At 61.8% G+C, this 25,826-nt stretch carries 28 protein-coding genes and 1 other RNA gene; 12 read left to right on the top strand and 17 right to left on the bottom strand.

The genetic code is table 11. The features are described from left to right. Positions 1–46: 46 nt before the first annotated feature. The 4 genes from C1J04_RS06705 to C1J04_RS06690 form a co-directional block, all read right to left on the bottom strand. Entirely contained in the window at positions 47–481 is a 435-nt protein-coding gene (locus tag C1J04_RS06705) for a CAP domain-containing protein (protein ID WP_005852292.1), read from the bottom strand. A gap of 68 nt (positions 482–549) precedes the next feature. Continuing rightward, on the bottom strand, positions 550–1,890 hold the full coding sequence (locus C1J04_RS06700; RefSeq protein WP_009826487.1) for an 8-oxoguanine deaminase: 1,341 nt from the start codon (positions 1,888–1,890) through the stop codon (positions 550–552). Next, complete coding sequence (gene hisN / locus C1J04_RS06695; protein ID WP_009826486.1) at positions 1,887–2,681, bottom strand: histidinol-phosphatase; 795 nt, start codon at positions 2,679–2,681, stop codon at positions 1,887–1,889. The genes C1J04_RS06700 and hisN overlap by 4 nt, the downstream gene beginning before the upstream one ends. Positions 2,682–2,750: 69 nt before the next feature. Beyond that, positions 2,751–3,125 (bottom strand): helix-turn-helix domain-containing protein, encoded by a 375-nt coding sequence (locus C1J04_RS06690; protein ID WP_005852284.1) that lies wholly within the window; start codon positions 3,123–3,125, stop codon positions 2,751–2,753. An 859-nt stretch (positions 3,126–3,984) separates the two neighbouring features. On the opposite strand from C1J04_RS06690, the gene C1J04_RS06685 reads away from it, so the two are divergent. Continuing rightward, on the top strand, positions 3,985–4,761 hold the full coding sequence (locus C1J04_RS06685; protein WP_005852283.1) for a Bax inhibitor-1/YccA family protein: 777 nt from the start codon (positions 3,985–3,987) through the stop codon (positions 4,759–4,761). A gap of 332 nt (positions 4,762–5,093) precedes the next feature. On the opposite strand, the gene C1J04_RS06680 is transcribed toward C1J04_RS06685, so the two are convergent. From C1J04_RS06680 to gatC, 7 genes are all read right to left on the bottom strand, one after another. After that, on the bottom strand, positions 5,094–5,783 hold the full coding sequence (locus C1J04_RS06680) for a VIT1/CCC1 transporter family protein (protein ID WP_009826483.1): 690 nt from the start codon (positions 5,781–5,783) through the stop codon (positions 5,094–5,096). A 127-nt stretch (positions 5,784–5,910) separates the two neighbouring features. Next, positions 5,911–6,078: a 50S ribosomal protein L33 gene (rpmG, locus tag C1J04_RS06675; RefSeq protein WP_005852281.1), complete on the bottom strand. Its 168-nt coding sequence runs from the start codon at positions 6,076–6,078 to the stop codon at positions 5,911–5,913. 181 nt (positions 6,079–6,259) lie between these two features. Continuing rightward, positions 6,260–6,671, bottom strand: an RNA gene (gene rnpB, locus C1J04_RS06670) — RNase P RNA component class A. Positions 6,672–6,771: 100 nt separating this feature from the next. Continuing rightward, positions 6,772–7,440 (bottom strand): N-acetylmuramoyl-L-alanine amidase, encoded by a 669-nt coding sequence (locus C1J04_RS06665; RefSeq protein WP_009826482.1) that lies wholly within the window; start codon positions 7,438–7,440, stop codon positions 6,772–6,774. 5 nt (positions 7,441–7,445) lie between these two features. Beyond that, positions 7,446–8,192: a hypothetical protein gene (locus C1J04_RS06660; RefSeq protein WP_037954279.1), complete on the bottom strand. Its 747-nt coding sequence runs from the start codon at positions 8,190–8,192 to the stop codon at positions 7,446–7,448. 38 nt (positions 8,193–8,230) lie between these two features. Continuing rightward, positions 8,231–9,718, bottom strand: a complete 1,488-nt coding sequence (gene gatA, locus C1J04_RS06655; RefSeq protein ID WP_009826480.1) for an Asp-tRNA(Asn)/Glu-tRNA(Gln) amidotransferase subunit GatA — start codon at positions 9,716–9,718, stop codon at positions 8,231–8,233. Beyond that, on the bottom strand, positions 9,718–10,005 hold the full coding sequence (gatC, locus tag C1J04_RS06650) for an Asp-tRNA(Asn)/Glu-tRNA(Gln) amidotransferase subunit GatC (RefSeq protein ID WP_005852277.1): 288 nt from the start codon (positions 10,003–10,005) through the stop codon (positions 9,718–9,720). The genes gatA and gatC overlap by 1 nt, the downstream gene beginning before the upstream one ends. A 188-nt stretch (positions 10,006–10,193) precedes the next feature. Between gatC and C1J04_RS06645 the strand changes: the two genes are divergently transcribed. After that, positions 10,194–10,886 carry a metal-dependent hydrolase gene (locus tag C1J04_RS06645; protein ID WP_009826478.1) on the top strand — a complete coding sequence of 231 codons (693 nt, stop codon included), beginning with the start codon at positions 10,194–10,196 and terminating at the stop codon, positions 10,884–10,886. A gap of 6 nt (positions 10,887–10,892) precedes the next feature. On the opposite strand, the gene C1J04_RS06640 is transcribed toward C1J04_RS06645, so the two are convergent. The 3 genes from C1J04_RS06640 to C1J04_RS06630 are packed head-to-tail and all read right to left on the bottom strand — an operon-like array spanning position 10,893 to position 12,406. Further along, a complete protein-coding gene (locus tag C1J04_RS06640; RefSeq protein ID WP_009826477.1) occupies positions 10,893–11,327 on the bottom strand; it encodes a hypothetical protein in 435 nt (144 codons plus the stop codon). Next, entirely contained in the window at positions 11,324–11,944 is a 621-nt protein-coding gene (locus C1J04_RS06635) for a DUF5671 domain-containing protein (RefSeq protein ID WP_009826476.1), read from the bottom strand. The genes C1J04_RS06640 and C1J04_RS06635 overlap by 4 nt, the downstream gene beginning before the upstream one ends. A gap of 6 nt (positions 11,945–11,950) precedes the next feature. Further along, positions 11,951–12,406: a nucleoside deaminase gene (locus C1J04_RS06630; RefSeq protein WP_009826475.1), complete on the bottom strand. Its 456-nt coding sequence runs from the start codon at positions 12,404–12,406 to the stop codon at positions 11,951–11,953. A gap of 63 nt (positions 12,407–12,469) precedes the next feature. On the opposite strand from C1J04_RS06630, the gene C1J04_RS06625 reads away from it, so the two are divergent. The 10 genes from C1J04_RS06625 to dtd all read left to right on the top strand — a co-directional run bounded on the left by C1J04_RS06625 (position 12,470) and on the right by dtd (position 20,959). Next, positions 12,470–13,477 carry a pseudouridine synthase gene (locus tag C1J04_RS06625; RefSeq protein ID WP_009826474.1) on the top strand — a complete coding sequence of 336 codons (1,008 nt, stop codon included), beginning with the start codon at positions 12,470–12,472 and terminating at the stop codon, positions 13,475–13,477. A 97-nt stretch (positions 13,478–13,574) separates the two neighbouring features. Then, positions 13,575–13,805 (top strand): hypothetical protein, encoded by a 231-nt coding sequence (locus C1J04_RS06620; protein ID WP_005852271.1) that lies wholly within the window; start codon positions 13,575–13,577, stop codon positions 13,803–13,805. Positions 13,806–13,808: 3 nt separating this feature from the next. Beyond that, positions 13,809–14,696, top strand: coding sequence for a 5-bromo-4-chloroindolyl phosphate hydrolysis family protein (locus C1J04_RS06615; RefSeq protein WP_009826473.1), 888 nt, complete (start codon positions 13,809–13,811; stop codon positions 14,694–14,696). A 36-nt stretch (positions 14,697–14,732) separates the two neighbouring features. Further along, on the top strand, positions 14,733–15,908 hold the full coding sequence (locus tag C1J04_RS06610; protein ID WP_009826472.1) for a toxic anion resistance protein: 1,176 nt from the start codon (positions 14,733–14,735) through the stop codon (positions 15,906–15,908). 26 nt (positions 15,909–15,934) lie between these two features. Continuing rightward, complete coding sequence (locus C1J04_RS06605) at positions 15,935–16,894, top strand: DUF2927 domain-containing protein (RefSeq protein ID WP_050766222.1); 960 nt, start codon at positions 15,935–15,937, stop codon at positions 16,892–16,894. Between the two features lie 33 nt (positions 16,895–16,927). Beyond that, positions 16,928–18,046: an SPFH domain-containing protein gene (locus tag C1J04_RS06600; protein WP_009826470.1), complete on the top strand. Its 1,119-nt coding sequence runs from the start codon at positions 16,928–16,930 to the stop codon at positions 18,044–18,046. A 42-nt stretch (positions 18,047–18,088) separates the two neighbouring features. Then, the gene (locus tag C1J04_RS06595) at positions 18,089–18,643 is read left to right on the top strand and encodes a cytochrome b/b6 domain-containing protein (RefSeq protein WP_009826469.1); all 555 of its coding nucleotides are present in this window, start codon (positions 18,089–18,091) and stop codon (positions 18,641–18,643) included. A gap of 66 nt (positions 18,644–18,709) precedes the next feature. Beyond that, positions 18,710–19,840 (top strand): TFIIB-type zinc finger domain-containing protein, encoded by a 1,131-nt coding sequence (locus C1J04_RS06590; protein WP_009826468.1) that lies wholly within the window; start codon positions 18,710–18,712, stop codon positions 19,838–19,840. Further along, the gene (locus C1J04_RS06585; RefSeq protein ID WP_005852262.1) at positions 19,837–20,511 is read left to right on the top strand and encodes a nitroreductase family protein; all 675 of its coding nucleotides are present in this window, start codon (positions 19,837–19,839) and stop codon (positions 20,509–20,511) included. The genes C1J04_RS06590 and C1J04_RS06585 overlap by 4 nt, the downstream gene beginning before the upstream one ends. Position 20,512: 1 nt before the next feature. Then, a complete protein-coding gene (gene dtd, locus C1J04_RS06580) occupies positions 20,513–20,959 on the top strand; it encodes a D-aminoacyl-tRNA deacylase (RefSeq protein ID WP_009826467.1) in 447 nt (148 codons plus the stop codon). Between the two features lie 60 nt (positions 20,960–21,019). Here dtd and C1J04_RS06575 read toward each other — a convergent pair whose 3' ends face one another. Genes C1J04_RS06575 through C1J04_RS06565 form a run of 3 tightly spaced genes read right to left on the bottom strand, consistent with a single transcriptional unit; the run spans position 21,020 to position 25,733 of the window. Beyond that, complete coding sequence (locus C1J04_RS06575; protein WP_005852257.1) at positions 21,020–22,210, bottom strand: HlyD family type I secretion periplasmic adaptor subunit; 1,191 nt, start codon at positions 22,208–22,210, stop codon at positions 21,020–21,022. Then, positions 22,207–24,429 (bottom strand): ATP-binding cassette domain-containing protein, encoded by a 2,223-nt coding sequence (locus C1J04_RS06570; RefSeq protein WP_009826466.1) that lies wholly within the window; start codon positions 24,427–24,429, stop codon positions 22,207–22,209. Before C1J04_RS06570 ends, C1J04_RS06575 begins: the two co-directional genes overlap by 4 nt. After that, entirely contained in the window at positions 24,426–25,733 is a 1,308-nt protein-coding gene (locus C1J04_RS06565; RefSeq protein WP_009826465.1) for a TolC family protein, read from the bottom strand. The genes C1J04_RS06570 and C1J04_RS06565 overlap by 4 nt, the downstream gene beginning before the upstream one ends. Between the last annotated feature and the right edge of the window lie 93 nt (positions 25,734–25,826).

Raw genomic sequence — 25,826 nt, 5'->3', positions numbered from 1 at the left:
CGGCGCGTCCCGCAGGCGCGCCTTGCGGCACGGCTTCGGGCCCATCCTAACAGGGTGCGGCCAGAACCATTGCCCAAATCCGGTCCGGCCCCTGAAACAGGCCAAAACCCGTGGCATTCCGGCTCATCATATTGCGGTAATGCGGCGCCGACTGCGCCCATCCCCGCATGACTTGCGTCAGATCCCCCTGCCCCTTGGCAAGATTCTCGGCCACGTAACACCAGCGATAGCCCTGCGCCCGCACCCGATCGCCGACACCAGACCCATCGCGCCCCGTGTGCGCGAAATACCCGTGCCGCGCCATGTCCAGCGCATGTGCCCGTGCGGCGGCCTCTAGCCGTGGTGCATAGGACAGCGGGGCCACCCCCTGCTGCGCGCGCATGGCATTCAACATCTGAACCGCCTGTGGGTCGGCGCGCAAAGGCGATATCGCGGCAATCAACAGAGCCACGGCCAAAGCCAGCCTTCGCAGAATATTCATACTGTCAACTCCCCCCGCCTTCGCGCTACCCGCGCCTCTACCTCCTCCCGAGATAGAGCTATGCGTGTTTATATCGCGTCCCGCAGCGCCCGCGCGAGCTTGTTTTGCTGCGCGATCTGCGCGGGTAGATCTATGGTCACGACCTGCCCGTCCCGCACGACGCTGCGCCCTTCAACAAGCAAATCGCGGACTGTTGTCGGCCCTGCGAGCAGCAACGCTGCCGGATCCCAGCTCCCGGCGCTTTCAATCCCGCTCACGTCCCAGATGGCGATGTCTGCACGCGCCCCCACCTCGATCCGCCCGCATTCGGGGCGGCCCAGGATGTCTGCACCGCCGCGCGTGGCAATCTCGAGCGCTTCGCGGGCGCTCATCGCATCCGCCCCGCCAGCAACGCGCTGCAAAAGCATCGCCTGCCGAGCCTCCGCGACAAGATTACCGGCGTCATTGCTTGCGGATCCATCTACCCCGAGCCCTACGGGAACCCCGGAATCTCGCATCGCACGAAGGGGCGCGATCCCCGAGCCCAAGCGGCAGTTCGAACAGGGGCAATGTGCAACGCCAGTCTTGGTCTGCGCGAATAGCGCGATCTCGCTCGGGTCGAGCTTCACGCAATGGGCATGCCATACATCGGGCCCGACCCAGCCCAGATCCTGCGCATATTGACCCGGACGACAGCCGAATTGCGCCAATGAATAGGCGATATCCTCGTCGTTCTCGGCAAGATGCGTATGCAGCATCACGCCTTTCTCCCGCGCCAACAGCGCTGCGTCCCGCATCAGGTCCCGACTTACCGAGAAGGGCGAACAGGGCGCGATCCCAACCCGACACATGGAAGAGGCCGATGGGTCATGAAAACCGTCGATCACACGAATGCAATCCTCCAGTATCGCAGCCTCGCGTTCCACCAAAGCATCAGGTGGCAACCCACCGTCGCTTTCCCCGATGCTCATCGCGCCGCGCGTGGGCTGAAACCGCACGCCGATCTCTGCCGCGGCGTGTATCGTATCCTCCAACCGGCTGCCGTTCGGATACATATACAGGTGGTCCGAGCTTAAGGTGCAGCCGGACAAGGCAAGCTCTGCCAACCCCACCTGAGCCGAGACATACATGTGATCCGGCGTAAACCGCGCCCAGATCGGATAAAGCGTTTTAAGCCAGCCAAATAGCAGCGCGTCCTGCCCGCCCGGCACCGCCCGCGTCAGACTTTGATACAGGTGATGATGGGTGTTCACCAACCCTGGCGTCACAACGCACCCTGATGCTTCTACCACCTCCCCTTCAGTTGTCAGGTTTTGTCCCACCGCCACGACAACCCCATCGCGCAGCAAAACATCAGCCGATACCAATTCGCGCCGCGTCTCATCCATCGTCAAAAGATAATCAGCGTTGCGTATCAGCAGTTCGGTCATATCGGACAATTCCTAACAAACTCTAAAGCTTCGGCGTGAATATCGGCATTGGCCGCCGCGATGGCACGTCCCCCATGATGGGCGGGGCCGCCATCCCAGTCGGTAACGACGCCACCGGCGGCATGGACAAGGGCGATTGGCGCTTGAATATCATAGGGTTGCAGGCCCGCTTCGATGACCAGATCGACCTGCCCCGAGGCCACCAAAGCATAAGCATAGCAATCCATCCCAAAGCGCGCCAAACGCGCATGTCGCGCCACCTCGGCAAAGGCGGCACCTTCGGATGTCGTCCCGACTTCTGGGAAAGTAGTGAAAACGGTCGCCTGTGACAGTGCACGCGCCCCACGTGTCCGTAGCGGATGAACGCCAGACGGGCCCGACACCTCGGCTTGGCCGCTGTGCCCGACAAATCGCTCGCGAATATAGGGTTGGTCGATGATCCCGAAAAACGGCCCATCCGCATTGCTGACCGCGATCAACACGCCCCAGGTCGGCGTGCCGGAGACAAAACCCCGCGTGCCGTCGATGGGGTCTAAAACCCAGGTGAGCCCGGACGTCCCTTCCGCAGTCCCATATTCTTCGCCTAGGATGGCGTCGTTGGGGCGTTCGCGTGCCAAGATATCGCGCATGGCCCGTTCGGCCGCACGATCGGCTTCAGTGACGGGATCATAGCCGGACTGGAATTTGTTGTCCGCAATCAGATCTGCTTGACGAAAATGGGGAAGTATCGCGGCACGGGCGGCGTCCGCCAGCAAATGGCCCACACGCAATATATCGGGATCGGAGTGCATATTTGGTATCATAGCTACCGATCTGACACTTTCGCCAGATCCTTGCAAGATAACACTTCCCGCTAAAGGTTAAGCCACATCACTGAGGACACGCGCCAGTTCGAACAGGCGGCGGCGTTGGTTTTCGGGGATCGCGTAGTAAGAGCGGATCAAATCCATCGCCTCTTTATCGCCGCTCAGATCGGCGGGGATATTGTCCAAGGCCTTTTCGGGCTGAGGCTTTTCGGCTTCCAGACCTTCAAAGAAATGCGAAACGTCCACGTTCAGGGCAAAGGCGATGTCCCAAAGTCTGGACGCGCTGACACGGTTTGCACCGGTTTCATACTTTTGGATTTGCTGGAATTTTATGCCAACAAGTTCTGCTAAGCGCTGCTGTGTCATGCCTGTCAGCCAACGGCGCTGCCGTATTCGCTGACCAACATGAACATCTACTTTATGAGGCATCACGATCTTCTTTCTAACTCAGCGCCCATAATTTCGACGCTTGTATTTGTGGAGAGGAAGTGACCAATTCACGTGGTCATTTCCGACAAAACGTGCTACTTGCAAATATACTCACTATGCGCAAATAAAATGAAAATGGACATACGTTCAGTTATCATTCCAATCAGCGCCAGCACTTAATCAAGCGTTGTTTCCGCGAGAAAAATACCCCTTATACGAGAATTGAACGTAGCAAGCGTTCGGGAACTCGCAAAACTTTTTACCTGAGCCGAGCACCATAAATTCGCCGCAATGCTGTGTGTCAGCATTTCCAACACATTGAGACCTGCTCCTCTCACGCTCAAGAATACCATATTTGTCAGTAAGATAGCCCCGTCCCTCAGCTTCGCCACTACATTCTGCGCGGGTGCGCGATGTTTTGCTCACGGCACCCAAATACCGCCTGATTTGCGCTAATAACGAAAACGTTACGGCACAATTGCGCATATCACAGGGAAGAATCATCCTTTTCATGGGCAAAAGGCTTGCAGTCTAAACCTTAAAATACCGTTCAGAGCCGCGAGAACGGCGCGGCAAAGTGCCGCGACGCAAAATTCGCAAACGCGTTAGGAAAATCTTCATATTTTTTCTTTAGCTCATTCATCACGGACACGCAGATGTGCAACCGAAAGGCTGCGTGTTCCGACGGTAGAAATGCCTATGTTGCGCCACATTTGGCAAAGCAAAACGCCAATAGTGTCCGCTGCGCTAGAATTGGATGCGAAAGCTCTTGAAAACAAAGACGTGTGTGCCGATATTTGACCCAATACCGAGGTCGGAGAACCGACTTTGCAACACGTCTATTATTTGGAGGATATTCATGGCCGACGTGAACACCATCCGGTCTGCGGCCGGATCCCGCGCCGCCGCTATCGATGAAGGGCTGCGCACCCATATGAATAAGGTGTATGGCACCATGTCGATTGGCATGTTGATCACCTTTGCAGCGGCTTGGGCCATTTCCGGCCTGGCCGTGACGACCGATCCTTCGGGCGCGGTTGCGCAGATTGGCACTGACAAATACCTGACCTCCTTCGGTTCCGCGCTGTATATGTCGCCGCTGAAATGGGTTGTGATGTTTGCACCTTTGGCGTTTGTCTTCGGCTTGGGTGCCGCGATGAATAAAATCTCGGCCGCGACTGCGCAGACATTGTTCTATGTTTTCGCTGCCGTCATGGGCGTTTCGATCAGCTCGATCTTTCTGGTCTTTACGGGCTATTCGATCATCCAGATTTTCTTGATCACTTCGATCGCTTTCGCGGGCCTCTCGCTTTGGGGCTACACCACGAAAAAGGACATCTCCGGCTGGGGTAGCTTCCTGATCATGGGCGTCATCGGCCTGGTTGTTGCGTCGATCGTGAACATCTTCCTCGCCTCCCCTGCCCTGGTGTTCGCGATCTCGGCTATCGGCGTTCTGATTTTCGCTGGCCTCACCGCCTATGACACGCAGAACATCAAGAACACTTACTTGGCACATGCACATCACGGTGACCAAGAATGGCTGCAGAAGTCCGGTATCATGGGCGCATTGAGCCTGTACCTGAACTTCATCAACATGTTCATGATGTTGCTGCAATTGTTCGGCAACCGCGAATAACAGACTGCCCCACGACGCGGGGAAATACCTAAGAACGAGCGCCCATCGACATCTGTTCGGTGGGCGCTTTCTTTTGCCCTAGGCGCTATCACAACCGTCGGCCCGACTACCTAATCTGCCCGCGACGCTTCCGCTTAACTGCGATCCATCTAAGCAGTCTTTTCAGTAACATTCGGTTCAACAAGCGTGCTGGCACGACCTTGCGACTGTACGTCTTCCAGTCGGGCGCGCAGAAAAGCACACCCGCAGAGGAGCGAACCTCTTCTCGAAATGCTCACAGAAGTGATGATTTCGAAGGTCTCAGCTTAGGCGCCAGCTCACCCCCGACCAAGCTAAACCGCAACGTGGAAGGCTTGCCCCAACGCAGCGGTCACGGCCATCGCAAGCGCGCCCCAGACCACCGCACGGATAATCGCCGAACGCATGGGCGCACCGCCAAGCCGCGCACCGCCGCCGCCAAGCAGTGCCAGAGCGAGCACAGCGGTCACGGCAATCGCAATCAAAGCATACCCGGCAGGGGCGACAAGTGCTGCAATCAACGGAAAGGCCCCACCCAGAGCGAAGGCGAGCGCGGAGGCCCCGGCGGCCTGCAGCGGATTCGCCTGCCCTGCCAGGCCAAACATACCGAGTTCTTCGCGCGCATGCGCACCAAGAGCGTCGTGGTCGGTCATCTGCGTGGCAACCTTAACGGCGAGCGCGGCATCGACGCCGCGGTTCTCCAACCCTTCGGCAAGCTCTTCCAGCTCGTAGTCTGGGTCTTCCTCCAGCGCGATACGCTCACGCTCCAGATCGGCGGCTTCCACATCGGCCTGCGCCGAGACAGAGACATACTCCCCCGCGGCCATGGACAGCGCGCCAGCGGTCAATCCAGCGAAACCGGTCAGGGCGACATTTCCGGTCGCCATCCCCGCTGAGGTAACGCCGACCAGAAGGCTAGAGATGGAAACAATCCCGTCATTCGCCCCCAGTACAGCGGCGCGCAACCAGTTGCTCCGGTTGATGTAATGGCCTTCTTTGGGCATTGCCCGTCTCCTTGCGATCACATCCGGTACTTAGCCGCGACAGCGGGGCTGTTCCCATGTCCGAGGTAGAAAAACGCAAAAGGCCGCGCACGAGGCGCGGCCTTCATATCGCGTCGACGGTAAGATCTTACTTGATCTTGCCTTCTTTGTATTCAACGTGCTTACGAATAACGGGGTCGTACTTTTTGATGACCATTTTCTCGGTCATGGTACGTGCGTTTTTCTTGGTTACGTAGAAATGGCCTGTGCCCGCGGACGAGTTCAGACGGATCTTGATCGTGGTTGGCTTCGCCATAGTCGTTCTCCTGCAACGACGAGCAGGCCGCTGATCGACCGCTCGTGAAATCCTGAGTTTTGGGTTCTAGTCACGCCTGCGCCTGAGTCAACCGCTATTTCCTGCCCATGGCCCAAACGAACCGGAAAAATTGAAGTTTTCCGGACCAAGCCCCCGAAGAACAGGGGTAAAGACCATGATTATGCGCGGAAGGCCTATAAGCCGGATTTTGTCCCCGCCTTGCGACAGGGGATGACCATTCCTCTGACCATGCAGTTGCCTGCACAGCTACAGCTGCCAACCCGGACCTGCTGGGGCAGAAGTGGCCCCGCCTTGCCTGTTGCCAGACGCGGCGCGCGGTCCCTATTTGGCATTGCTCCCGGTGGGGCTTGCCTTGCCAGAGATGTTACCACCTCCGCGGTGCGCTCTTACCGCACCGTTTCACCCTTACCTCCCCGGTGGTATCGGTTGCCCGACCCGTCGAAGCGGCGGTCTGTTTTCTGTGGCGCTTTCCGTCGGGTTACCCCGCCCGGGCGTTACCCGGCACCGTTTCTTCTGGGAGTCCGGACTTTCCTCGACCCTGTTGCCAAGACCGCGGCCATCCAGCCTTCCGCGCGCTGCACGCCTAGCGCTTAACTTCAGGTGGGGTCAATCAGTTTCACCCGCCGCGATGCCTTCGGCGAGGATTTTAACCATTTGGAAAAGGGTGTGGTGCTAGAGATCATGCCCGAGGGTCATATCCGCGGCGCAGAGCGGCCCCTTGCGCCAGGGGGCATACCGCAGACGCGTGCTGTGCAGCAGGAGGTCAATATCATCGGTGGCGGTGTAGCCTGCCGCATGTGCCGCCGCGATAAAGGCAGCCGGCGTGGGGTCGGATCCGGGGTCGTTTTCCGCGTACCGACTGCCTTTGCCGGCAAGGTTCTGACGCGCCAGACGTGGCCAGTCGAATCGCGGTCCGGGGTCGATCTTGCGTCCGGGGGCCATATCCGAATGGCCGATGACCCCTTCGGGCGGGATCGACCACCGCTGCATAATCCCGCGCAGCAGGGTTTCAAGCGTGGCCATCTGCGGTTCGGAGAAGGGGTGATTTCCGCGGTTATCCAGCTCTATCCCGATAGAGCGTGAATTGATGTCATCGCGACCCTGCCATCCCCCCGCTCCGGCATGCCAGGCACGCTGGTCTTCCGGGACGAGTGGTACAGTCTCGCCCTTGCCCGTGATCAGGTAGTGGGCGGAGACTTCGGCCGCAGGGTCACAAAGACGTGCGCAGGCCGCTTCTGCACTGTCCATCGCGGTATAGTGGAGCACGATCAAAGAGGGCCGCAACCCGTTGCGGCGCGGCCCATGGTTCGGGGAAAGGTAGCGGTCAGGCGCGTCTGCCATAGGGCCTAGCCCTGCACCCCTTTGCGATAGGGGCTCGGGTCCCAGTTGCAGGCGTATCCGTCGCCGTCAGGGTCCATGCCAGAGCGGTCCTTTTCAGGGCCGCCCGCACTGAGGAAGGCGATCTGCGCCTGATCCGGGTGCGAATACTGGGCGCAGGCCCGTGCGAATTTGCGCTGCTTGTTGAACCCCCGACGGGTGTAGATCGGGGTGCCGACGGCGTGATTGTTCTGCAACGCATAGGCCACGATATTGGGCCCGGCATCGGCGCGGTCCGGCAGGGCTTCGGGTTGCACCACACGGTATTGCGCGCGGTTGGCCGCGATGCGGGCCGCGTCGCCTTCGATGCTGCGCTCATCGGCCACGGCGTCAAAGTTGTTCTCTTGCGAGATTCCCCCTGCCCCCAGCACCGGTGGCGCAGGGTTGGATGGGCTGGCGTTCACAGGGGCTACGCCGGAATTGGTCGCGGCATCATTGCCAAGCCCACCGGGGCGCGTGGCATCCAGGATACGTGCCGTTTCTGCAGCCGTCGCCGCAGCGGAGCCATCATCGACAGTGTCCAGCGGCGTGGCGTCCACCGTGGCGGGTGCTGGCATCGTTGCCACCGCCCCGCCTGCCAGGGCTGTATCCCGCTGGGATTGCGCGGCGTCGAACGACCCGTCAAAACCGACACCCCGTCCACTGTCGGGGATTGCGGGCTGGCAGGCCGCCAGGGCGAGCCCCAAGGCTGCAACAATTGAACAACGTATCATCATCGGACCTGCTTTATCTGCTCTGGTTTATCGGCGGGGGTTTACCACCATTTCTGCGGCTTGGCTACAAAGCCCGCCGCCTGCTCCAGCGCATAGGCGGTAGACAGCAGATCGGCCTCTTCCCATGGGCGGCCTATCAGCTGCAAGCCAAGCGGCAGGCCGGTCTCGCTGGTGCCAGTGGGCAATGCGATACCGGGCAGCCCCGCGAGGTTCACGGTGACCGTGAAGACGTCGTTCAGATACATCGCCACAGGATCCGTATCCGTCATCTCGCCCAGACCGAAGGCCGCCGAGGGCGTGGTCGGGGTCAGGATGCTGTCGATACCGGCCGCAAAGGCGTCTTCGAAGTCTTTCTTGATCAACGTGCGGACCTTGCGCGCCCGGTTGTAGTAGGCGTCGTAGAAGCCCGCGCTTAGCACATAGGTACCGACCATGACACGGCGCTGCACCTCGGCCCCGAAGCCTTCGGCGCGGGTCTTTTCGTACATCTCAGTGATGCCGTCGCCGTGGTCCAGCTTGGCGCGGTGACCATAGCGCACCCCGTCATAGCGGGCGAGGTTCGACGAGGCTTCCGCCGGTGCGATCACGTAATAGGCAGGCAAGGCGTATTTCGTATGCGGAAGAGAGATATCAACGATCTCGGCCCCGGCATCGCGCAGCATGGCAATACCGTCCTGCCACAGCTTGTCGATCTCGGCAGGGATACCGTCGATGCGGTATTCCCGCGGGATGCCGATCTTTTTGCCACGGATGTCGCCGGTCAAGGCGGCTTCGAAATCAGGGACCGCCAGCTCGGCAGAGGTGCTGTCCTTGGGGTCATACCCCGCCATGGCACCCAGCATGATCGCCGCATCGCGCACGGTCTTGGTCATCGGGCCCGCCTGATCCAGCGACGAGGCAAAGGCCACGACGCCCCAGCGGGAGCAGCGGCCGTAGGTTGGCTTGATCCCCACGGTGCCGGTAAAGGCCGCAGGCTGGCGGATCGATCCGCCGGTATCGGTGCCGGTGGCCGCAAGACAAAGATCCGCCGCCACAGCCGCCGCCGACCCGCCCGAAGATCCGCCGGGTGTCAGCGCTGTCTCATCGCCCGAACGCCGCCACGGGTTGACGGCATTGCCATATACGGAGGTTTCATTGGACGATCCCATCGCGAATTCATCCATGTTGAGCTTGCCCAGCATGATGGCCCCGCTGTCCAGCAGGTTCTGCGATACGGTGCTTTCATACTCGGGCAAGAAGCCTTCAAGAATACGCGACGCAGCTTGCGACGGCACCCCTTTGGTGCAGAACAGATCCTTGATGCCGATGGGCAGACCGCACATGGCAGGGGCATCGCCGGATTTGATCCGCGCATCGGCTGCCTTGGCCTGATCCATCGCCAGATCACCGGTGTGGTGGACAAAAGCATTCAGCGCGCCCGCGCCCTCGATCGCGCTCAGACATGCCGCCGTCAGCTCGGCCGAGGTCACATCCCCCTTGCGCAGCGCGTCACGTGCATCGGCAAGGCCCAGTTTATTCAGATCAGCCATTATTCAACCACCTTCGGAACCGCAAAAAATCCTTCGCGCGCGTCGGGCGCATTGGCCAGCACCTTGGCCTGCTGGTCGCCATCGCGCACCACGTCCTCGCGCTTTTTCAACACCTGAGGCGTGACCGATGTCATCGGCTCTACCCCGTCGACATCGACTTCGTTCAACTGCTCGATAAAGCCGAGGATATTGTTGAACTCTTGCGCCAGCGCGGGCAAGGCGTCGGGTTCGACCTTGATGCGGGCCAGTTTCGCCACCCGTGCGGCTGTGGACTCGTCAATGGACATGGGCGCTCCTTCATCTGATTGGGTGCCGTTTATCGCCCCCTGCCCGCCCCCGCAAGTCTGGGGGCTGCCTCTGACCCGCAATCGCGCCGGTTGATCCTTCATTTTGCCAAATAAACTCCCGCCGGAGGCTCCCCAAAGCGGCATCACGCGCTACAGTCCGCTAAAGACACGGAATAAGGGAGACCCAAATGGATATCATCTGGCTTGGCCACGGCAGCTTTCGCATCGAGATCGAGGATCAGATTCTGCTGGTCGACCCCTGGCTCACCGGCAATCCGATGCTGGACGACGCGCAGCACGAGGCCGCTCTGGCAGGCGTCACGCAAATCCTGGTGACCCACGGGCATTTCGACCACACTCAGGACCTCAAGATGGTGGCCGAGAAAACAGGCGCGCCGGTTGCAGGCATGGTCGAACTGATGAGCTATTTCAGCGCGCAGGGCGTGGAAAACACCACCGGTTTCAACAAAGGCGGCACTATCCGCTGCGGCAAGGTCGATGTAGCAATGGTCCCTGCGTCGCATTCCTCTTCCGTCGATGGGGACGCGGGGCCTGTCTATATGGGGGCCGAGATCGGCTTTATGATCAAGGGCGAAGGCCGCACGATCTATGTCTCGGGCGATACGGATATTATGGCGGATATGGATTGGATGGGCGACTACCACAAACCCGATATCGGCATCCTGAGCGCGGGCGGCCATTTCACTATGGATATGGCCGGTGCGGCCTATGCGGCGAAACGGTATTTTGACTTCAAGACCGTCATCCCCTGCCACTACCGCACCTTCGACGCGCTTGAACAATCGGCACAGGTACTGATCGACGGCTTGCCCGGCGTCGATGTGATCGAGCCCGAGGTGCTTAAACCGATCAGCCTGTAAAACGGCCTAGTTCACAGAACCGGCGCGATCCCCGATGAAACAAAGGGTGTGGTTGGCGCGCAGGGCGATGGTGTCTTGATCAAACGCAGCTTTGCGCGCCTCTGCCGGATCAAGCGCCAGTGTGGCGCAGACCTCGAACGCGGTATCGCTGAGGCGGTGATAGGCGTAAGGCGCGCCCGTTGCAGGGTCGCCTTGGGTCAGCACATCGCGCAGACCGGGCCGCGTGCCGGGACAATAGCTGTCATCCGCAAGCGCTTGCGGCAATGGTTTGCGCGGGTGACCAAGGCACATCAGATGCGTGTGCAAGGTCCGCAGATCGCTTAGGCGCTGACTGTCCTGCTGGGCGAGCCTTGCGTGCTGCGGGCCACCCACCACGACCAGGCCGCCAATGATGGCACCACCGACCAGCACAGACATACACATCAGCAGCAACTTGTTCACGCCGGAGCCTCTTCGCGCAGATCGCGCAAATAATAGGCAAAGATGCCCCCGGCGACGACCAGCACCACCAGCGCCTTGAGCAGGAATTGCGCCGTCAGGTCACCGGTCAGCAGCGCATAGATGGTGGCAATCGAATCCCCTAACATCGTCAGCGCCGCCAAAAGCAGGCCGATGTAGATCATCCATTTGCGGATCGCAGAGCGGTAGAGCGCAGGGTCGCGCGCCAGTTTCCGCCGCTCGCGCAAGGTCAGCCACAGATACATCGGTCCGGTCACGATCAACACCGCAACACCCCAGCGGATCGACCGGTCGCTGCCGCCGTCGCCCGTGGCAAAGACCACATCGACCAGCGCCTGTAATACGACAACCAGATTGAACGCGCCAAGGATCAAGACGCAGAACGTCAGCGCATAGGTAAAGAAGTCCCGCGCAGACACCGTCGCCACAGGCCGCGGAATGGGCGGAGAGAACGGCATCTCGTCCCAGCCGTTCAGCGCGTCCTGCACCTCGGCGCTGCGCCAGCCCGCATGGGTCAGTGCGGCTGTGATCTCGGCCCGTGACTTGCCCGCAGCCAAGGCGTCGCGCACGAAAATGCTCAGCTCGTCCCGTCGGGCCATATGGGTCTATCCTTTTCGTTTCTCTGCAAAAAACGCCCTTAGAAGCTGTTCGCTTTCGGGCGCTGCGATGGCGTCATAGACGTCGGGGGCGTGGTGACATTGCGCGTGGGAAAACACCCGCGCCCCCTGCGCCACACCGCCAGACTTGGGGTCTGACGCGCCGTAGTACAAGCGTGCCACCCGCGCGGCAGAGATCGCGGCGGCACACATGGCGCAGGGTTCCAGCGTCACATAAAGCGCATGCCCGCCCAGCCTTTCGGACCCCGCCGCCGCACAGGCAGCGCGGATCGCTAGCACCTCGGCATGGGCGGTGGGATCGTTCAGTTCGCGCGTCCGGTTGCCCGCCTGCGCGACGACCTGTCCGTCGGGCGCCACGATGACCGCGCCCACGGGCACTTCACCACGGGCAGCGGCGGCGCGGGCCTCTTCCAGCGCTTGGGACATATAGGACGTAAAGCTCATGCCCTCTCTTGCCCGCAAACGCCGCCCTTTCGCAAGCGCGGGAAACAGGGTAAGCGCTGAAGTATGAGCGCAGATACACCCTCCCAGCCCCCGAAATCCGGCACCCCTCCCGGTGACCGCATTGCCAAAGTCCTGTCCCGTGCCGGCATCGCCAGTCGCCGCGAGGCCGAACGCATGATCGAGGCCGGTCGCGTGCGCGTCAACGGTGCGCAGATCGATTCGCCTGCGTTGAACGTGACGCCCTCGGACGCGATCACCGTCGACGGCAAACCGGTGGGCGAGCCCGAACCACCCCGCGTCTGGCTGTTCCACAAGCCCACGGGGCTGGTCACCACCAACCGCGACGAAAAGGGCCGCGGCACGATCTTTGACGATCTGCCCGAAGACATGCCCCGCGTCATGAGCATCGGACGGCTTGACCTCAACTCCGAAGGGTTGCTGCTGCTCACCAATGATGGCGAGGTCAAGCGCCGCCTCGAACTGCCCTCGAACGGCTGGCTGCGCCGCTACCGCGTGCGCGTCAATGGCCGCCCCACCGACGATATGCTCGAACCGCTGCGCAAGGGCATCACCGTCGATGGCGAGGATTTTCAGCCGATGACGGTCACGCTGGACCGGCAACAAGGGGCGAACGCCTGGCTGACCGTCGGGCTGCGCGAAGGCAAGAACCGCGAGATCCGCCGCGCGATGGAGGCGGTGAACCTGTCGGTGAACCGGCTGATCCGCACCAGCTATGGCCCGTTCCAGCTTGGCGAGCTGAAAACCGGCGAGGTCGAGGAGCTCAAGCGCAAGGTGGTCCGTGACCAGCTGGGCCTCGAGATTGCCGATACCACCGGCACCGCGGTCAAGAAAAAGCCCGCGCGCATCATCAAGCGCAAGGCCCGCAAACCCGGAGAGCCGGGCCCCGGTCGCCCCGGCCTGCCCAAGGAACCGGGTGACAAGACCGCGACAGGCAAGACCATCCCCGGCAAGCCCAAGCCCGGCTATGGCAAGTCCAAGCCCGCACGCCCCGCGTCCGACCCCGCGCCGCGCAAGTTCGGCACCCGCGTAAAATCCACCCGTAAACCCTGATTTCTGTGGGTTTACGGCCCTTTGGCCGCTACTTTTGCGTGCGTGACCCTAGCGGGTGGCGGGCACTGCGACTATATGTCGTGCAAAGGAAGGTCCGATGGGTCGATTGCTTGTCTTTGTCGCCACGCTGGCGCTGATTGTTGCGTTTGTCGCCGTTTTGGTGACAATCATCGCAAGGATTCTGGACGCGGGCCGTCGTGCATCGACACCAGCGCATGGACAGGAGGTTTATCGCCCCATGGCACCGACACCGTTTCAGAAAATCACCTATGCCGCGCTTGTTGTCTTGCTGTTCGGTGTCTCTACCGGCTGGCTCGGGGGGCTTTGATCCATGGCGCAGCGCTTTGGCGGTAAATACAGCAATCATGACACGAACGGCAGCACGCCGCCTCCGCAGGGCACCCGTGCCAAACGGATAGAGGTCGACCCCGCAAGCGGGCGGGCCAAAATCTTGTTCATCCCCGCCATTCCGCTTGTGTTCATGTCGTTGAACGACGGGGCGCAGGGGCTTGCATTGGGGCTGCTGGCGGCGGCGACGCTGACCGGTGCCGCATGGATGCTGCGCGAGGGGCTGAAAGCCGAAGCCGCCTATACCGCGCGCAAGGTTGCCGAACGTCCCGCCCTGCCGCGCAAGATCATCGCCAGCCTTCTGACCGGTGCCGGCGTGGCGCTTGCAGCCTATAAGAATGACCCCGGACTGGCGGCCCCTGTGCTTTATGCGCTGGCCGCGATGGGGCTGCATGTGTCGGCCTTTGGCATCGATCCGCTGACATCCAAAGGGATGGAGGGCGTGGACAGCTTCCAGAAAGACCGCGTTGCCCGTGTCGTGGACGAGGCGGAAAAACACCTTGCCGCGATGAACACCGCCATTGCACGCGCGGGCGATCGCAAGGCGCGCGACCGGCTGGCGCAGTTTCAGGACACCGCGCGCACCCTGATCCGCACCGTGCAGGATGATCCACGTGATCTGACCGGTGCGCGGAAATACCTGTCGGTCTATCTGCTGGGCGCGCGTGACGCGACAATCAAGTTTGCGGATATCTACGCCAGCACCGGCGATGCGCAGGCACGCGCCGATTATCTGGCTTTGCTCGATGATCTGGACAAAAACTTTGCCGCGCGCACCCAAAAATCGCTATTGGAAGACAAGACCGACCTGAACATCGAAATCGACGTGCTGCGCGAGCGGCTTTCCCGAGAAGGCGTGCGTCTCGACTGACGCGCCCCGCCCCAAGAGCATAGGAATACTTGAAACATGTCTGATACCGTTCGTGACAAAGCGACCCAATCCGTAGCGTTGGTGGAAGAGGTCAACGCGCAGATCCTGCCCGACCCCGCCCCTGCGGATGCCGTCGTCTCGCTTGAGAAAGCCGATGCGCCACAATCGGCAGAGATCAAAAGCCGCATGGCAGAGATCGACATGGGCGACACGCAGTCGATCATCGGTTTCGGGTCCGGCGCACAGGCCGAGCTGCAGGAGATCAGTCAGGCGATGTTGCAGGACGTGCGCAACAAGGATGTGGGCCCTGCCGGTGACAGCCTGCGCACGATCGTGACAACCATCCGCGGCTTTTCCGTGTCCGAGCTGGACGTGCGCCGTGATCGCAGCTGGTGGGAGCGCCTTTTGGGCCGCGCGGCCCCCTTTGCCAAATTCACCGCCAAGTTCGAAAAGGTACAGGGTCAGATCGACCGCGTCACGGACGAGCTGCTGACCCATGAACATACCCTGCTCAAGGATATCAAATCCCTTGATATGCTGTACGAAAAGACGCTGCAGTTCTATGATGAGCTCGCGCTTTATATCGCCGCGGGCGAGGCCAAGCTGGCAGAGCTTGACGCGACCACAATCCCCGCCAAACAGGCAGAGGTCGACGCCGCACCAGAGGCGGATCAGGTCATGGTCGCACAGGAACTGCGCGACATCCGCGCCGCGCGGGACGATCTCGAACGCCGTGTACATGACCTGAAACTGACCCGTCAGGTGACGATGCAATCGCTCCCCTCGATCCGCTTGGTGCAGGAAAACGACAAGTCGCTGGTGACCAAGATCAACTCGACCCTCGTGAACACCGTGCCGCTGTGGGAAACCCAGCTGGCGCAGGCGGTCACCATCCAGCGCAGCGTCGAAGCCGCCGCCGCCGTACGTGACGCCAATGACCTGACGAACGAGCTGCTGACCTCTAACGCGCAGAACCTGCGCGAAAGCAACAAGGTCATCCGGACCGAGATGGAACGCGGCGTCTTCGACATCGAGGCCGTCAAACAGGCCAATGCCGACCTGATCGGGACCATTCAGGAATCGCTGCAGATCGCCGACGAAGGCAAGGCGCGCCGTGCCTCTGCCGAGAAAGACCTGCAAGAGATGGAGGCCAATCTGCGCGACACGCTGGCCTCTGCCAAAGCGGCCAAGCCCGCGTCCCCTGCGGCATAACCCCGTCACAACCTGGAGCGCGCGATATGGTATGGCAACGGTTGGGGCGAACAGGATGGATCGGCACGGCGGCTGTGGTCGCCGCGCTGGCCGCCTGCACCCCGCAGCCCCCTGTGGAACCGACGCTGAAACCCATCGCGCGCCCCGACACCCCGCCGGCACCGCCCCCCGTGGTGGCCAAGCCCACGTCGCAAAAAAGCGCCAAGCTGCGCAGCTATTTCAACCAGGTGCAGCAGGCCCAGTTGAGCCAAGGGTTGCTGCGCCGGGATGGTGGGGGGCAGGACACGCCCTTTACCGCCGACATGCTGGTGCGCAACTTTGAACAGATCGCTTTTTACAACGAATATAACGCCACCCTGACCGGACGGGGCGATAAGACCCCCATGCGCCGCTGGGAACGCCCCGTCCGAATGGAGGTCGTCTTTGGCGACAGCGTTCCCCCGTCCGAGCGCGACCGCGATGCGGCCTCGATCCGCGACTATGCCACCCGCCTCGCCGCCACGACGCAGCATTCCATCACCGTGGGCGGCAAGCCGAACTTTATGGTGATCATCGCGGGCGAGGATGACCGCCCCGCCGCCCTTGCCCAAGCCGCCGAACGCATCCCCGGTGTGACCGCCGAAAGCCTTGCCGCGCTCAGCGATCTGCGCCGCGATACCTATTGCATCGTCGCCGCCTATGCCGGTGGCGCGGACCCCAGCACCTATACCGCTGCCGTCGCCGTCATCCGTGCCGAGAACCCCTCGCTTATGCGGCTGTCGTGCATCCATGAAGAACTTGCGCAGGGCCTTGGCCTTGCCAACGACAGCCCCACCGCACGCCCGTCGATCTTTAATGATGACGATGAATTCGCGCTGCTCACCCGTCACGACGAGCTGCTGCTGAAAATGCTCTATGACCCGCGCTTGCACGCCGGCATGACCGCCGAAGAGGCAACCCCCGTGGCCCGCAAGATCGCGTTCGAACTGATCGGCGGGCCCGTTTAACCCGCCACCGACCTCCCCCGAAAGGACCAAGACATGGGTATTCTCGATTTTCTCTCTGGCCAATTCATCGACGTTATCCATTGGACGGACGACACCCGCGACACGATGGTGTCCCGGTTCGAGCGCGAAGGCCACGAGATCAAATACGGGGCCAAGCTGACGGTCCGCGAAGGGCAAGCGGCGGTCTTTGTCCACGAAGGTCAACTGGCCGATGTGTTCACGCCCGGCCTTTATATGCTTGAAACCAACAACATGCCGATCATGACATCGCTGCAGCATTGGGATCACGGCTTCAAAAGCCCCTTCAAATCCGAGATCTATTTCGTCAACACCACCCGTTTCAACGATCTGAAATGGGGCACCAAGAACCCGATCATCGTGCGCGACCCCGAGTTCGGCCCCGTGCGCCTGCGTTCATATGGTACCTACTCTGTCAAAGTGTCGGATCCCGCGCGGTTCCTGACCGAAATCGTCGGCACCGATGGTGAATTCACCATGGACGAGATCAGCTATCAGATCCGCAATATCATCGTGCAGGAATTCTCGCGCAGCATCGCGCTGTCCAATATTCCGGTCATGGATATGGCCGCCAACACCCGTGAACTAGGCAAACTGGTGAGCACCGAAATCTCGGCCACCATTGCAGAATACGGGCTGACCATCCCCGAACTTTATATCGAAAACATCTCGCTCCCCCCCGCCGTGGAGGAGGTGATGGACAAACGGTCGTCGATGGGGGTGATCGGGGATTTGAACAAGTTCACGCAGTTCCAGGCGGCAGAGGCATTGGGCCGCGAGGGCGCCGCCGGCGCAGCAATGCAGACCGGTCTGGGCGCCGGATTGGGCATGCAGATGGGCCAGGCCGCCGCCGCGCAGGCAGGCCCGTGGGGCCCGCGCCCCGCGGCTGCGGCCCCCGCTGCACAGACGCCCCCGCCCCCGCCGCATCCTGAAAAGGTCTGGCATCTGGCAGAGAACGGCCAGACCAAGGGCCCGTTTTCAAAGGCCGCATTGGGCCGCATGGCCACGGATGGCGGGTTGACCCGCGAGACCTATGTCTGGACCCCCGGTCAGGATGGCTGGCTTAAAGCAGACGATGTGGCCGAGCTGGCGCAGCTCTTTACCGTGCTGCCGCCCCCGCCGCCGCCTGCGTAAGGCTCTGTGAAACTTGGAACGGGCAAGGCGCGTGTCTAGGCTATGACCCCGCGCCGTCGCCCCTTGCTGCCCCACCGTCGGACCCTGATGAAGCTTTTGCATTGGGGCATGGTGCCGCTGTTTATCTGGTTCCTGCTGGTGCAGCCGGCGGATGTGGCGCGGATCGGGCCTGCGGCGGTGCGGTTCCATTCGGTCATGGGCTTGGTCTTTGTCAGCGCGGCCCTGCTGTGGTGGGTGTCTTACATGCAGCGCGGCCTGCTGGGGCGCCCCGGCCCCAAGCTTCGGGGCTGGGCCCGCTGGCTGCATCCGGCGCTGCATAAGACCCTGATCTGGGGTATCTTTGGCGTCGCTCTCACAGGGCTGCTGATCGGGGTGACTTCTACCGTGCAGCTTTGGGCCGGCGGGATTGTCCCGATTGCCGTGCCCCTTGATATGCCGCGCGCCAACGACCTCGTCGGGCTGATCCACAGCATCGAATTCTACGCTCTTGCAGGCATCGCGCTGGCCCATGCCGCATTTCACATCTGGCGTCACCTTCGCCTGCACGACAACGCCCTGCGCATCATGGCCCCTAAAGTGCTGCACCGTTTTTTGTGACCCTGCTCTGGCGGCAGGGGGCGCACTGCCCTATGTCTGGGGCAGGCCTGACCAAAGGACAGCTCTATGCCCGCCAGCACCGGCTTTGACGACCCCGACCTGCCCCCCACACCGACCGAGGAACACCGGTTCCCCTGTGATACCTGCGGGTCCGATCTGCGGTTTGATCCCGAAAGATATCTGCTGGTCTGCGACCACTGCGGCAATACCGAAGATATTTCAGGCACGCGCGGCCTGCATACCCCTATCGCCGAGCTGGATTTCCAGGCCGCACTGGCCAGCGCTCTCCCCCAATCGCAGATGGAGGATACACGGGTCACAACCTGCCCCAACTGCGCCGCACAGGTAGAGTTCGCCCCCGGCAAACACGCCACCGAATGTCCGTTCTGCGCGACCCCTGTGGTGATCGATACCGGGGTGAACCGCCATATCAAACCCCGCGCCGTGCTGCCCTTTGGCCTGACCGAGGATACAGCACGCGATGCCATGACTGACTGGCTGGGCAGCCTGTGGTTTGCCCCCAATGGCCTGCAGGAATACGCACGCAAGGGCCGCAAGATGCAAGGCATCTATGTGCCCTACTGGACCTATGACGCCGACACGCGCTCCAGCTATTCGGGCGAAAGGGGCACGGTCTATTACGTCACCCAAACCGTGATGCGCGACGGCAAGCGGGTGCAGCAGCAGGTGCCGAAAATTCGCTGGCGGGCGACCTCGGGTCGGGTGGCGCGGTTCTTTGATGATGTGCTGGTGCTGGCGTCGAAATCGCTCCCCAAACGGTTCACCGATGCGCTGGCCCCGTGGGATCTGGCGGCCCTTGAACCCTATGCCCCGGAATACCTCGCCGGTTTTCGCGCCGAAGCCTATGCGGTTACGCTTGATGAAGGCTATGCACAGGCACGCGAGGTGATGGACGCGATGATCCAGCGCGATGTGCGTTTTGATATCGGCGGCGACCGTCAGCGCATCCACAATATCCAGACGCAGGTCAGCGATGTGACATTCAAACATATCCTGCTGCCGGTCTGGCTGGCAGCTTACAAGTACCGCGGCAAGACCTATCGTTTTGTGGTCAACGGCCGCACAGGCAGCGTACAGGGCGAACGCCCCTATTCCGCTGTGAAAATCACCTTTGCCGTGATCCTTGGCCTGATTGTCGCCGGGGTCGTTGGCTATTTTATGGCGCTCCAGAAATGACGCAGATCGATACATTCACCGACATCCTGCGCGCGCGTTCTTCGTGCCGCGCCTTTCGCCCCGATCCGGTCGACGACGCGATCATCACCCGTATCGTCGACGCGGCGCGCCACGTGCCGTCGTGGTGCAATGCGCAGCCTTGGCAGCTCACCGTTACCAAAGGGGCCGCGACCGACCGCTTCCGCGACGCTTTGGCGCTAGAGATTGCGAAGGGCACACCCCCCGCCCCCGATCTGGACTGGCCGGCCTCTTACAGCGGCGTCTACGGCGACCGGCGGCGGACCTGCGGGTTCCAGCTGTATGACGCCGTCGGGATCGAGAAATCGGACCATGCGGGCCGCATGGCGCAGATGATGCGGAACTATGCCTTGTTTGACGCGCCCCATGTGGCGATCGTGACCTCCCCTGCTGAGCTTGGGGCCTACGGGGCGATGGACAGCGGCGGCTTTGTCACGGCCTTTACCCTGGCGGCTACGGCGCTTGGAGTGGCCACCATCGCCCAGGCCGCCATCGCTGCCTATGCGCCCACCGTGCGACAGCATTTCGACCTGCCGCAAGACCGCCTGATCCTTTGCGCGATTTCCTTTGGCTATGCGGATGACGCGGCACCGATCAACCGGTTCCGCACGCAACGGGCCACCCCTGAAGACATCATCGATTGGAAATCCTGATATGCGCGCACTGCTACAACGCGTCAGCAACGCCTCCGTCACTGTCGACGGCCAGATCATCGGTCACATCGAACACGGGCTGCTGATCTTCGTCTGCGCCATGCCCGACGATACACATGCGACCGCGCAAGGACTGGCACAAAAGATCGCCAAACTGCGTCTGTTCAAGGATGATGCTGGAAAAATGAACCGCAGCCTGCCGGATACGGGCGGCAGCGCGCTGATTGTCAGCCAGTTCACCCTTGCCGCCGATACCTCCCGCGGGACCCGCCCCGGTTTCTCGCGCGCCGCCAAGCCCGATCAGGCCAAAACGCTATACGAAGATTTCGTCGCCTGCGTCGACGCCCTCGGCATTCATGTCCAAACCGGTTCATTCGGGGCCGATATGTCCGTCGCGCTCACCAACGACGGCCCCGTCACCCTCTGGCTCGACACAGAAAACCCCTGATCTTCCAAATGGAAAAAATCCTCGGGGGGTCAGGGGGGCAGACAGCCCCCCTTGTCCCGCCTAAGGCTCCCGAAACGCCTCTTTGGACTTGTAAAGCGGCTTCAACAGATACTGCAAAACCGTCTTTGACCCTGTGTGCAACTCCACGCTTGCCTGCATGCCGGGTCGGATCTGCAAAGACGCCTGCCGCGGGGTGAGGTGCTCGGTGTCCACCTGCAACGTGACCTTATAGTGCGGATCCCCATCCGGCGCGCGGGATCGTTCGTCCTTGAACGTATCGGCCGAGATCAATTTGACCGTGCCTTTCAACGTGCCGTAGATCGTATAGTCATAGGCCGACAGCTTGACCGTCGCCTCTTGCCCGGGGCGCACGCCGGCGATGTCTTCGGGCTTGACGCGGGCCTCGACGAAAAGCTCTTCGTCCAACGGGATGATCTGCAAAATCTCCTCGCCCGGGCGTACGACGCCGCCGATGGTGGTCACGCTCAGGTTGTTGACGATGCCGCGCAGGGGGCTGACCAGGACGGTGCGGTTCAACTGGTCCGTGCTCGCCTTGAGGTTCTGTTTCAGCGTCGCCAGTTCTTTGAGCACATCGGAATATTCCTGCGCACGCTCCAGTTCTGTGCCGGTGACGATCTCGTCCAGCTTGATCCGCGCATCCGCATGGGTCTTGCGCGCGCGCGTCACCTCGATCAGCGAAACGATCTTTTTCTTGAGCATGTTCTCAAGCAGCTCACGCTCTTTCAACGCCTCGGTCAGCACCCGCCCCGCCCCTTCGGAGCGCGAGACAAAGTCCGATTGCCGCGCTTTCAGCAATGCCCGCTCAGAGGCGACGATATCGGGCGTGCGCGTGGCATAGGCGTCGGGCACGTCAAAGTCGTACTGGCCGGCCAGCTCTGCCTCCAGGCGCAGACGGCGGATTTCAAAGGCACTGATCTGGTCGCGCAGGTCGTCCACGGCAGATTGGAACTGGGTGCCATGCAGACGGGCCAACACGTCGCCCTTCTCCACGTGATCGCCCTCGCCCACGGCAAGCTCTGCCAGAATCCCGCCTTCAAGGTTCTGGATGATCTGGGGCCGCGAGCTGGAAATCATCGATCCTTCGGCACGCACGATTTCATCGACCCATGCAAAGGCAGCCCACAGCAGGAAGACCAGCACCGACGCGCCGCAAAGCCAGATCACCATGGACGGCCCGCGCATCTGCCCCGTCATCTGCGCGCCCAGTGGCGTGGTGCTGAGACTGCTCATGCGACGTGCCCCTTCTGTCCCGCCAGATGGGCAAGCACTTTTTCCTTGGGCCCGTCAATGGTCATACGGCCATCCTGCAGCACCAGCGTGCGTTCGGTCAGCGCAAGGATCGGGGCGCGGTGGGTCGCGATGATCGCAGTGCGCCCTGCCATCCAGCTTTGCAACCGCGAGACCAGCGTTGCCTCCAACCTTTGGTCCAGCGCTGCTGTGGGTTCGTCCAGCAGGCAGATCGCTGGATCCTGCAACCACAGGCGCGCCCAACCGATGGATTGACGCTGCCCGATGGACAGGCCCGCGCCTGCGTCCTTGATCTCTAGGTCCAGCCCCTTGTGGTGGTTGCGCACGAACGGCCCCAGCCCTGCGAAATCAAGGGCTGCGTGAAGGCGGTCGTCGTCGCGTTCCAGCATGGTGAGGTTCAGGTTGTCGCGCAGCGTGCCCGAGAACAGGCGCACGTCCTGTCCCAGATAGCCGATCAGCCGGCGCAGGTCGCGCGGCTCGATCTGGCCCAGCTCCGTGCCGTCCACCAGAATACGCCCTTCGGTCGGGGCATAAAGCCCGCTGAGCATCTTCAGCAGTGTCGATTTGCCCGATCCATTGGCCCCCAGCACGGCGACATGGTGCCCCGGCTGGATCAACATGGCTTTGATGTCCACCGTCGGTGCGCCGTCATCTTCGTAGCGGAAGATCACGTCGCGCAGCTCGAACTGGCCTTTCAGCTTTTCACGGCGCAGATAGGTGCGCCCCTCTGCGGTGTCCTGCGGCGCGGCGACAATCGCGTCAAGCCCGTCAAGCGCGCCTTTGACATTGCCCCACCGCGCCATCGTGCCCGACAGCTGCGTCAGCGGCCCCAGCGTCCGGCCCGTCAGGATACCGACCGCAATGATCGACCCCACGGTAAATTCCCCCGCAAACACCAGATAGGTGCCCACGATGACCGCCGCGACATAGGTGGCCTGCTGGACCCCTTGGCTCCAGAACGTGAGGAAGGACGCGAGCTTGCGTTGTTCTGACGATTTGACGGACGACAGGGTGTTCAGCTCGGTCCACAGGCGCAGCACGCGGTCCTCTGCTCTTTGGGTCTTGACCGTATCAAGCTCGAATATCGCCTCGTGCAGCAGCCGCGAGGATTTGGTCGACGCGCCTTGGGTCTCCTGCGTCAGTTGGATCGCTTTCTTTTGCAGAAAGAACCCCGGCACAAGCATCAGGATACCGCCAAGCACCAGCACCCAGACGACATTCCCCGCAATACTGGCCACGAGGAAGAGGAACACGAAGATAAAGGGAATATCCGCGATCGTGCCAATGGTCGACGCGGTAAAGAATTCACGCACCGACCCGAATTCGCGCATCGCGGAAAACAGCTGGTTCGGGGCTTGGCCGCGCGTGTCGGACCGCATCCCCAGCAACCGGCGCATCAGGATGTCCTGCACCGACAGCTCGATCTGCCGCCCTGCCCCATCCATCAGACGCGCCCGCGCCATCTTGAGGAAAGCTTCCATCAGCAACGCGAGCCCCGCACCGGCGGCGAGCACCCAAAGCGTCGCTTCGGACTGATGCGGGATCACGCGGTCATAGACCTGCAAGGAAAACAGCGCCACAGCGACGGCCAGCAGGTTGGCCACGAAAGACCCCGTCGCGACCTCTATCAGCTGGCGACGAAAGCGCGGAAACTGCCCCCAGAACCAATGCGCAGGCGCGCCATCGGTCTTATGGGTTTCGGCCACCGTTTTCAGGGAGGCTTCGGCCCGCAGAATCAGCCCCGCAAAGAAGGGTTTGAAGTCGCTGATCGGCACCATCGCGCGATTGTCGGTGCAAGTTGTGTCATACAGGATCAGATCGCCACGCTGCTGCCCCATGACAAGCAAGACCTGCCCCGAGGTCATATAGGCCAGCGCAGGCCACATATCCTTGGAAATCCCCCGCGCCCGGCTGACTTGTGTCACCAGTCCGGCGCTTTCCATCCCGCGGGCCAGTGCTTCGGCCTCTACCTGCGGATCATTGCCCTGCAAGGGGGCCGTGGCGACGATTTCAAAGATGTCGCGTGGCGCGGTGGTGACGCCCAGCAGTCCGGCATAGGTCGCGGCCAGTTTGGCCCGCGCCATCAGTCGGTCTTCGGGGCGGTTGGCGTTCTCTGCCTTGGGCCGGGCTGCATCCGCCGCCGCCATCCGACCCTGATTGCCGTTGGTGATTGTCAGCGTAAAGGTCGGCTTCTGGGTCAAATCGCGCTCCCGTCCGCCAACACGCCCTGTATCTGCGCCATCTCGATCTTCAGACGCACGGCCTCGTACTTGAGGCTGATCTGCGACTGCTGCTGATGCGAATAGGTCTCGTAGACGCCGACAACATCCATGACCTGACGCTGACCGGCGTCATATTGTTCCTGAAACAGGTCAAGGTTGCGTTTGGCCTGTGCCGCAAGGGTCGCGGCCTCGGTGGCCTGACGGGTCTTGGCGGCAAGCTGTTTCTCCAGACGGCGCAGCGCGCGGTTGGCATCCTCGACCGATTGCCGGACCTTGCGGGTCGCGGTTTCCTCGGCCATGGCCGAGGCATCAAGCGAGGCTTTGGTGCCCAGACCCAGAAGCTGATCCGATTCAAGGCTCAGCCCTGCGCCGCCCCCTTCACCGATGGTCGCACCCGCCGACAGCCCCGGCAGCAGTCCGGCGCGTTCCACCTTGGCGGCGGCGATGGCGCGGGTCTTTTCGGCCTCGGCACGCACCACGGACAAAGGCGCACCGGCAAAGCTGTTCACGGGCACTTCGGGCAAGCCGTGCAGCGTATCCAGCGGGCGGATCGACATGGCGTTCAGCTCGGACATTGACGTGGCTTCGCGTTCGACGGAGGCATCAAGCGTGGCGCGGATCTCAAGGAGCTTCTGGCGCAGGATCGTCAGGTCGGACACATCGGACACGCCGCCTTTGACCCGTTCCTGCATCACCCATTCGAAATGCGTCATATCCTTAAGCGCGACACGGTTCAGCGCGGCGGTATCGCGCGCCTCAATCGCATTGGTGTAGAGCTTCAGCGCGGTCGCCACGCGGTCGTTCGTATCTTGCGCCAGCGACACGGCAGCGACCTCGACATCGGCCACGGCAAAGGCGCGTTCACCCGCACGGCGGCCATTGTCAAACAGCACCTGATCCACCACCAGATTGGCCGCCAGCGACCCCAAGGATGTCAGGCTGACCTGCGGCCCGATCTTGGGCAACCAGTTCTTGCTGGCGGCTTCCGAGCGGAGGGTGGCGGCGCGCAGCTCTGCCTCGGCGGTACGGCTGTTGGCGGCCAGCACGGCAGAGGCCACCTGATCCGACACGGTGTCATCGGGCAGAACAGAAGACCGCAGCGCCAGACCCTGGATGATCTGGCTGTCTGCGGTGATTTTTTCGGCGTAGGTGGGTTTGATCGCCTGCGAGGCATCGGGGGTGCGGAACCGGGTAACGATGTCAGATTGCATCAGGTCACCGGGCACCATGCCGCTGCCGAAATCCGACATGCAGCCGGATAGGGCCAGCGCTGCTGCGCACATGCCCCCTGCCCGTTTTACACTCTGCCTCATTATCCTGCCCTTAACGTGCCGGTTTTTTATTCTGGAAACGCCTGCGGTCGTTGCCGCCTGCGT

The organism is Sulfitobacter sp. SK025 (genome assembly GCF_003352105.1).
Classification (GTDB): domain Bacteria; phylum Pseudomonadota; class Alphaproteobacteria; order Rhodobacterales; family Rhodobacteraceae; genus Sulfitobacter; species Sulfitobacter pontiacus.
The sequence above is the reverse complement of the archived record's forward strand: the minus strand, read 5'-3'. Positions and strand labels throughout refer to the sequence as shown.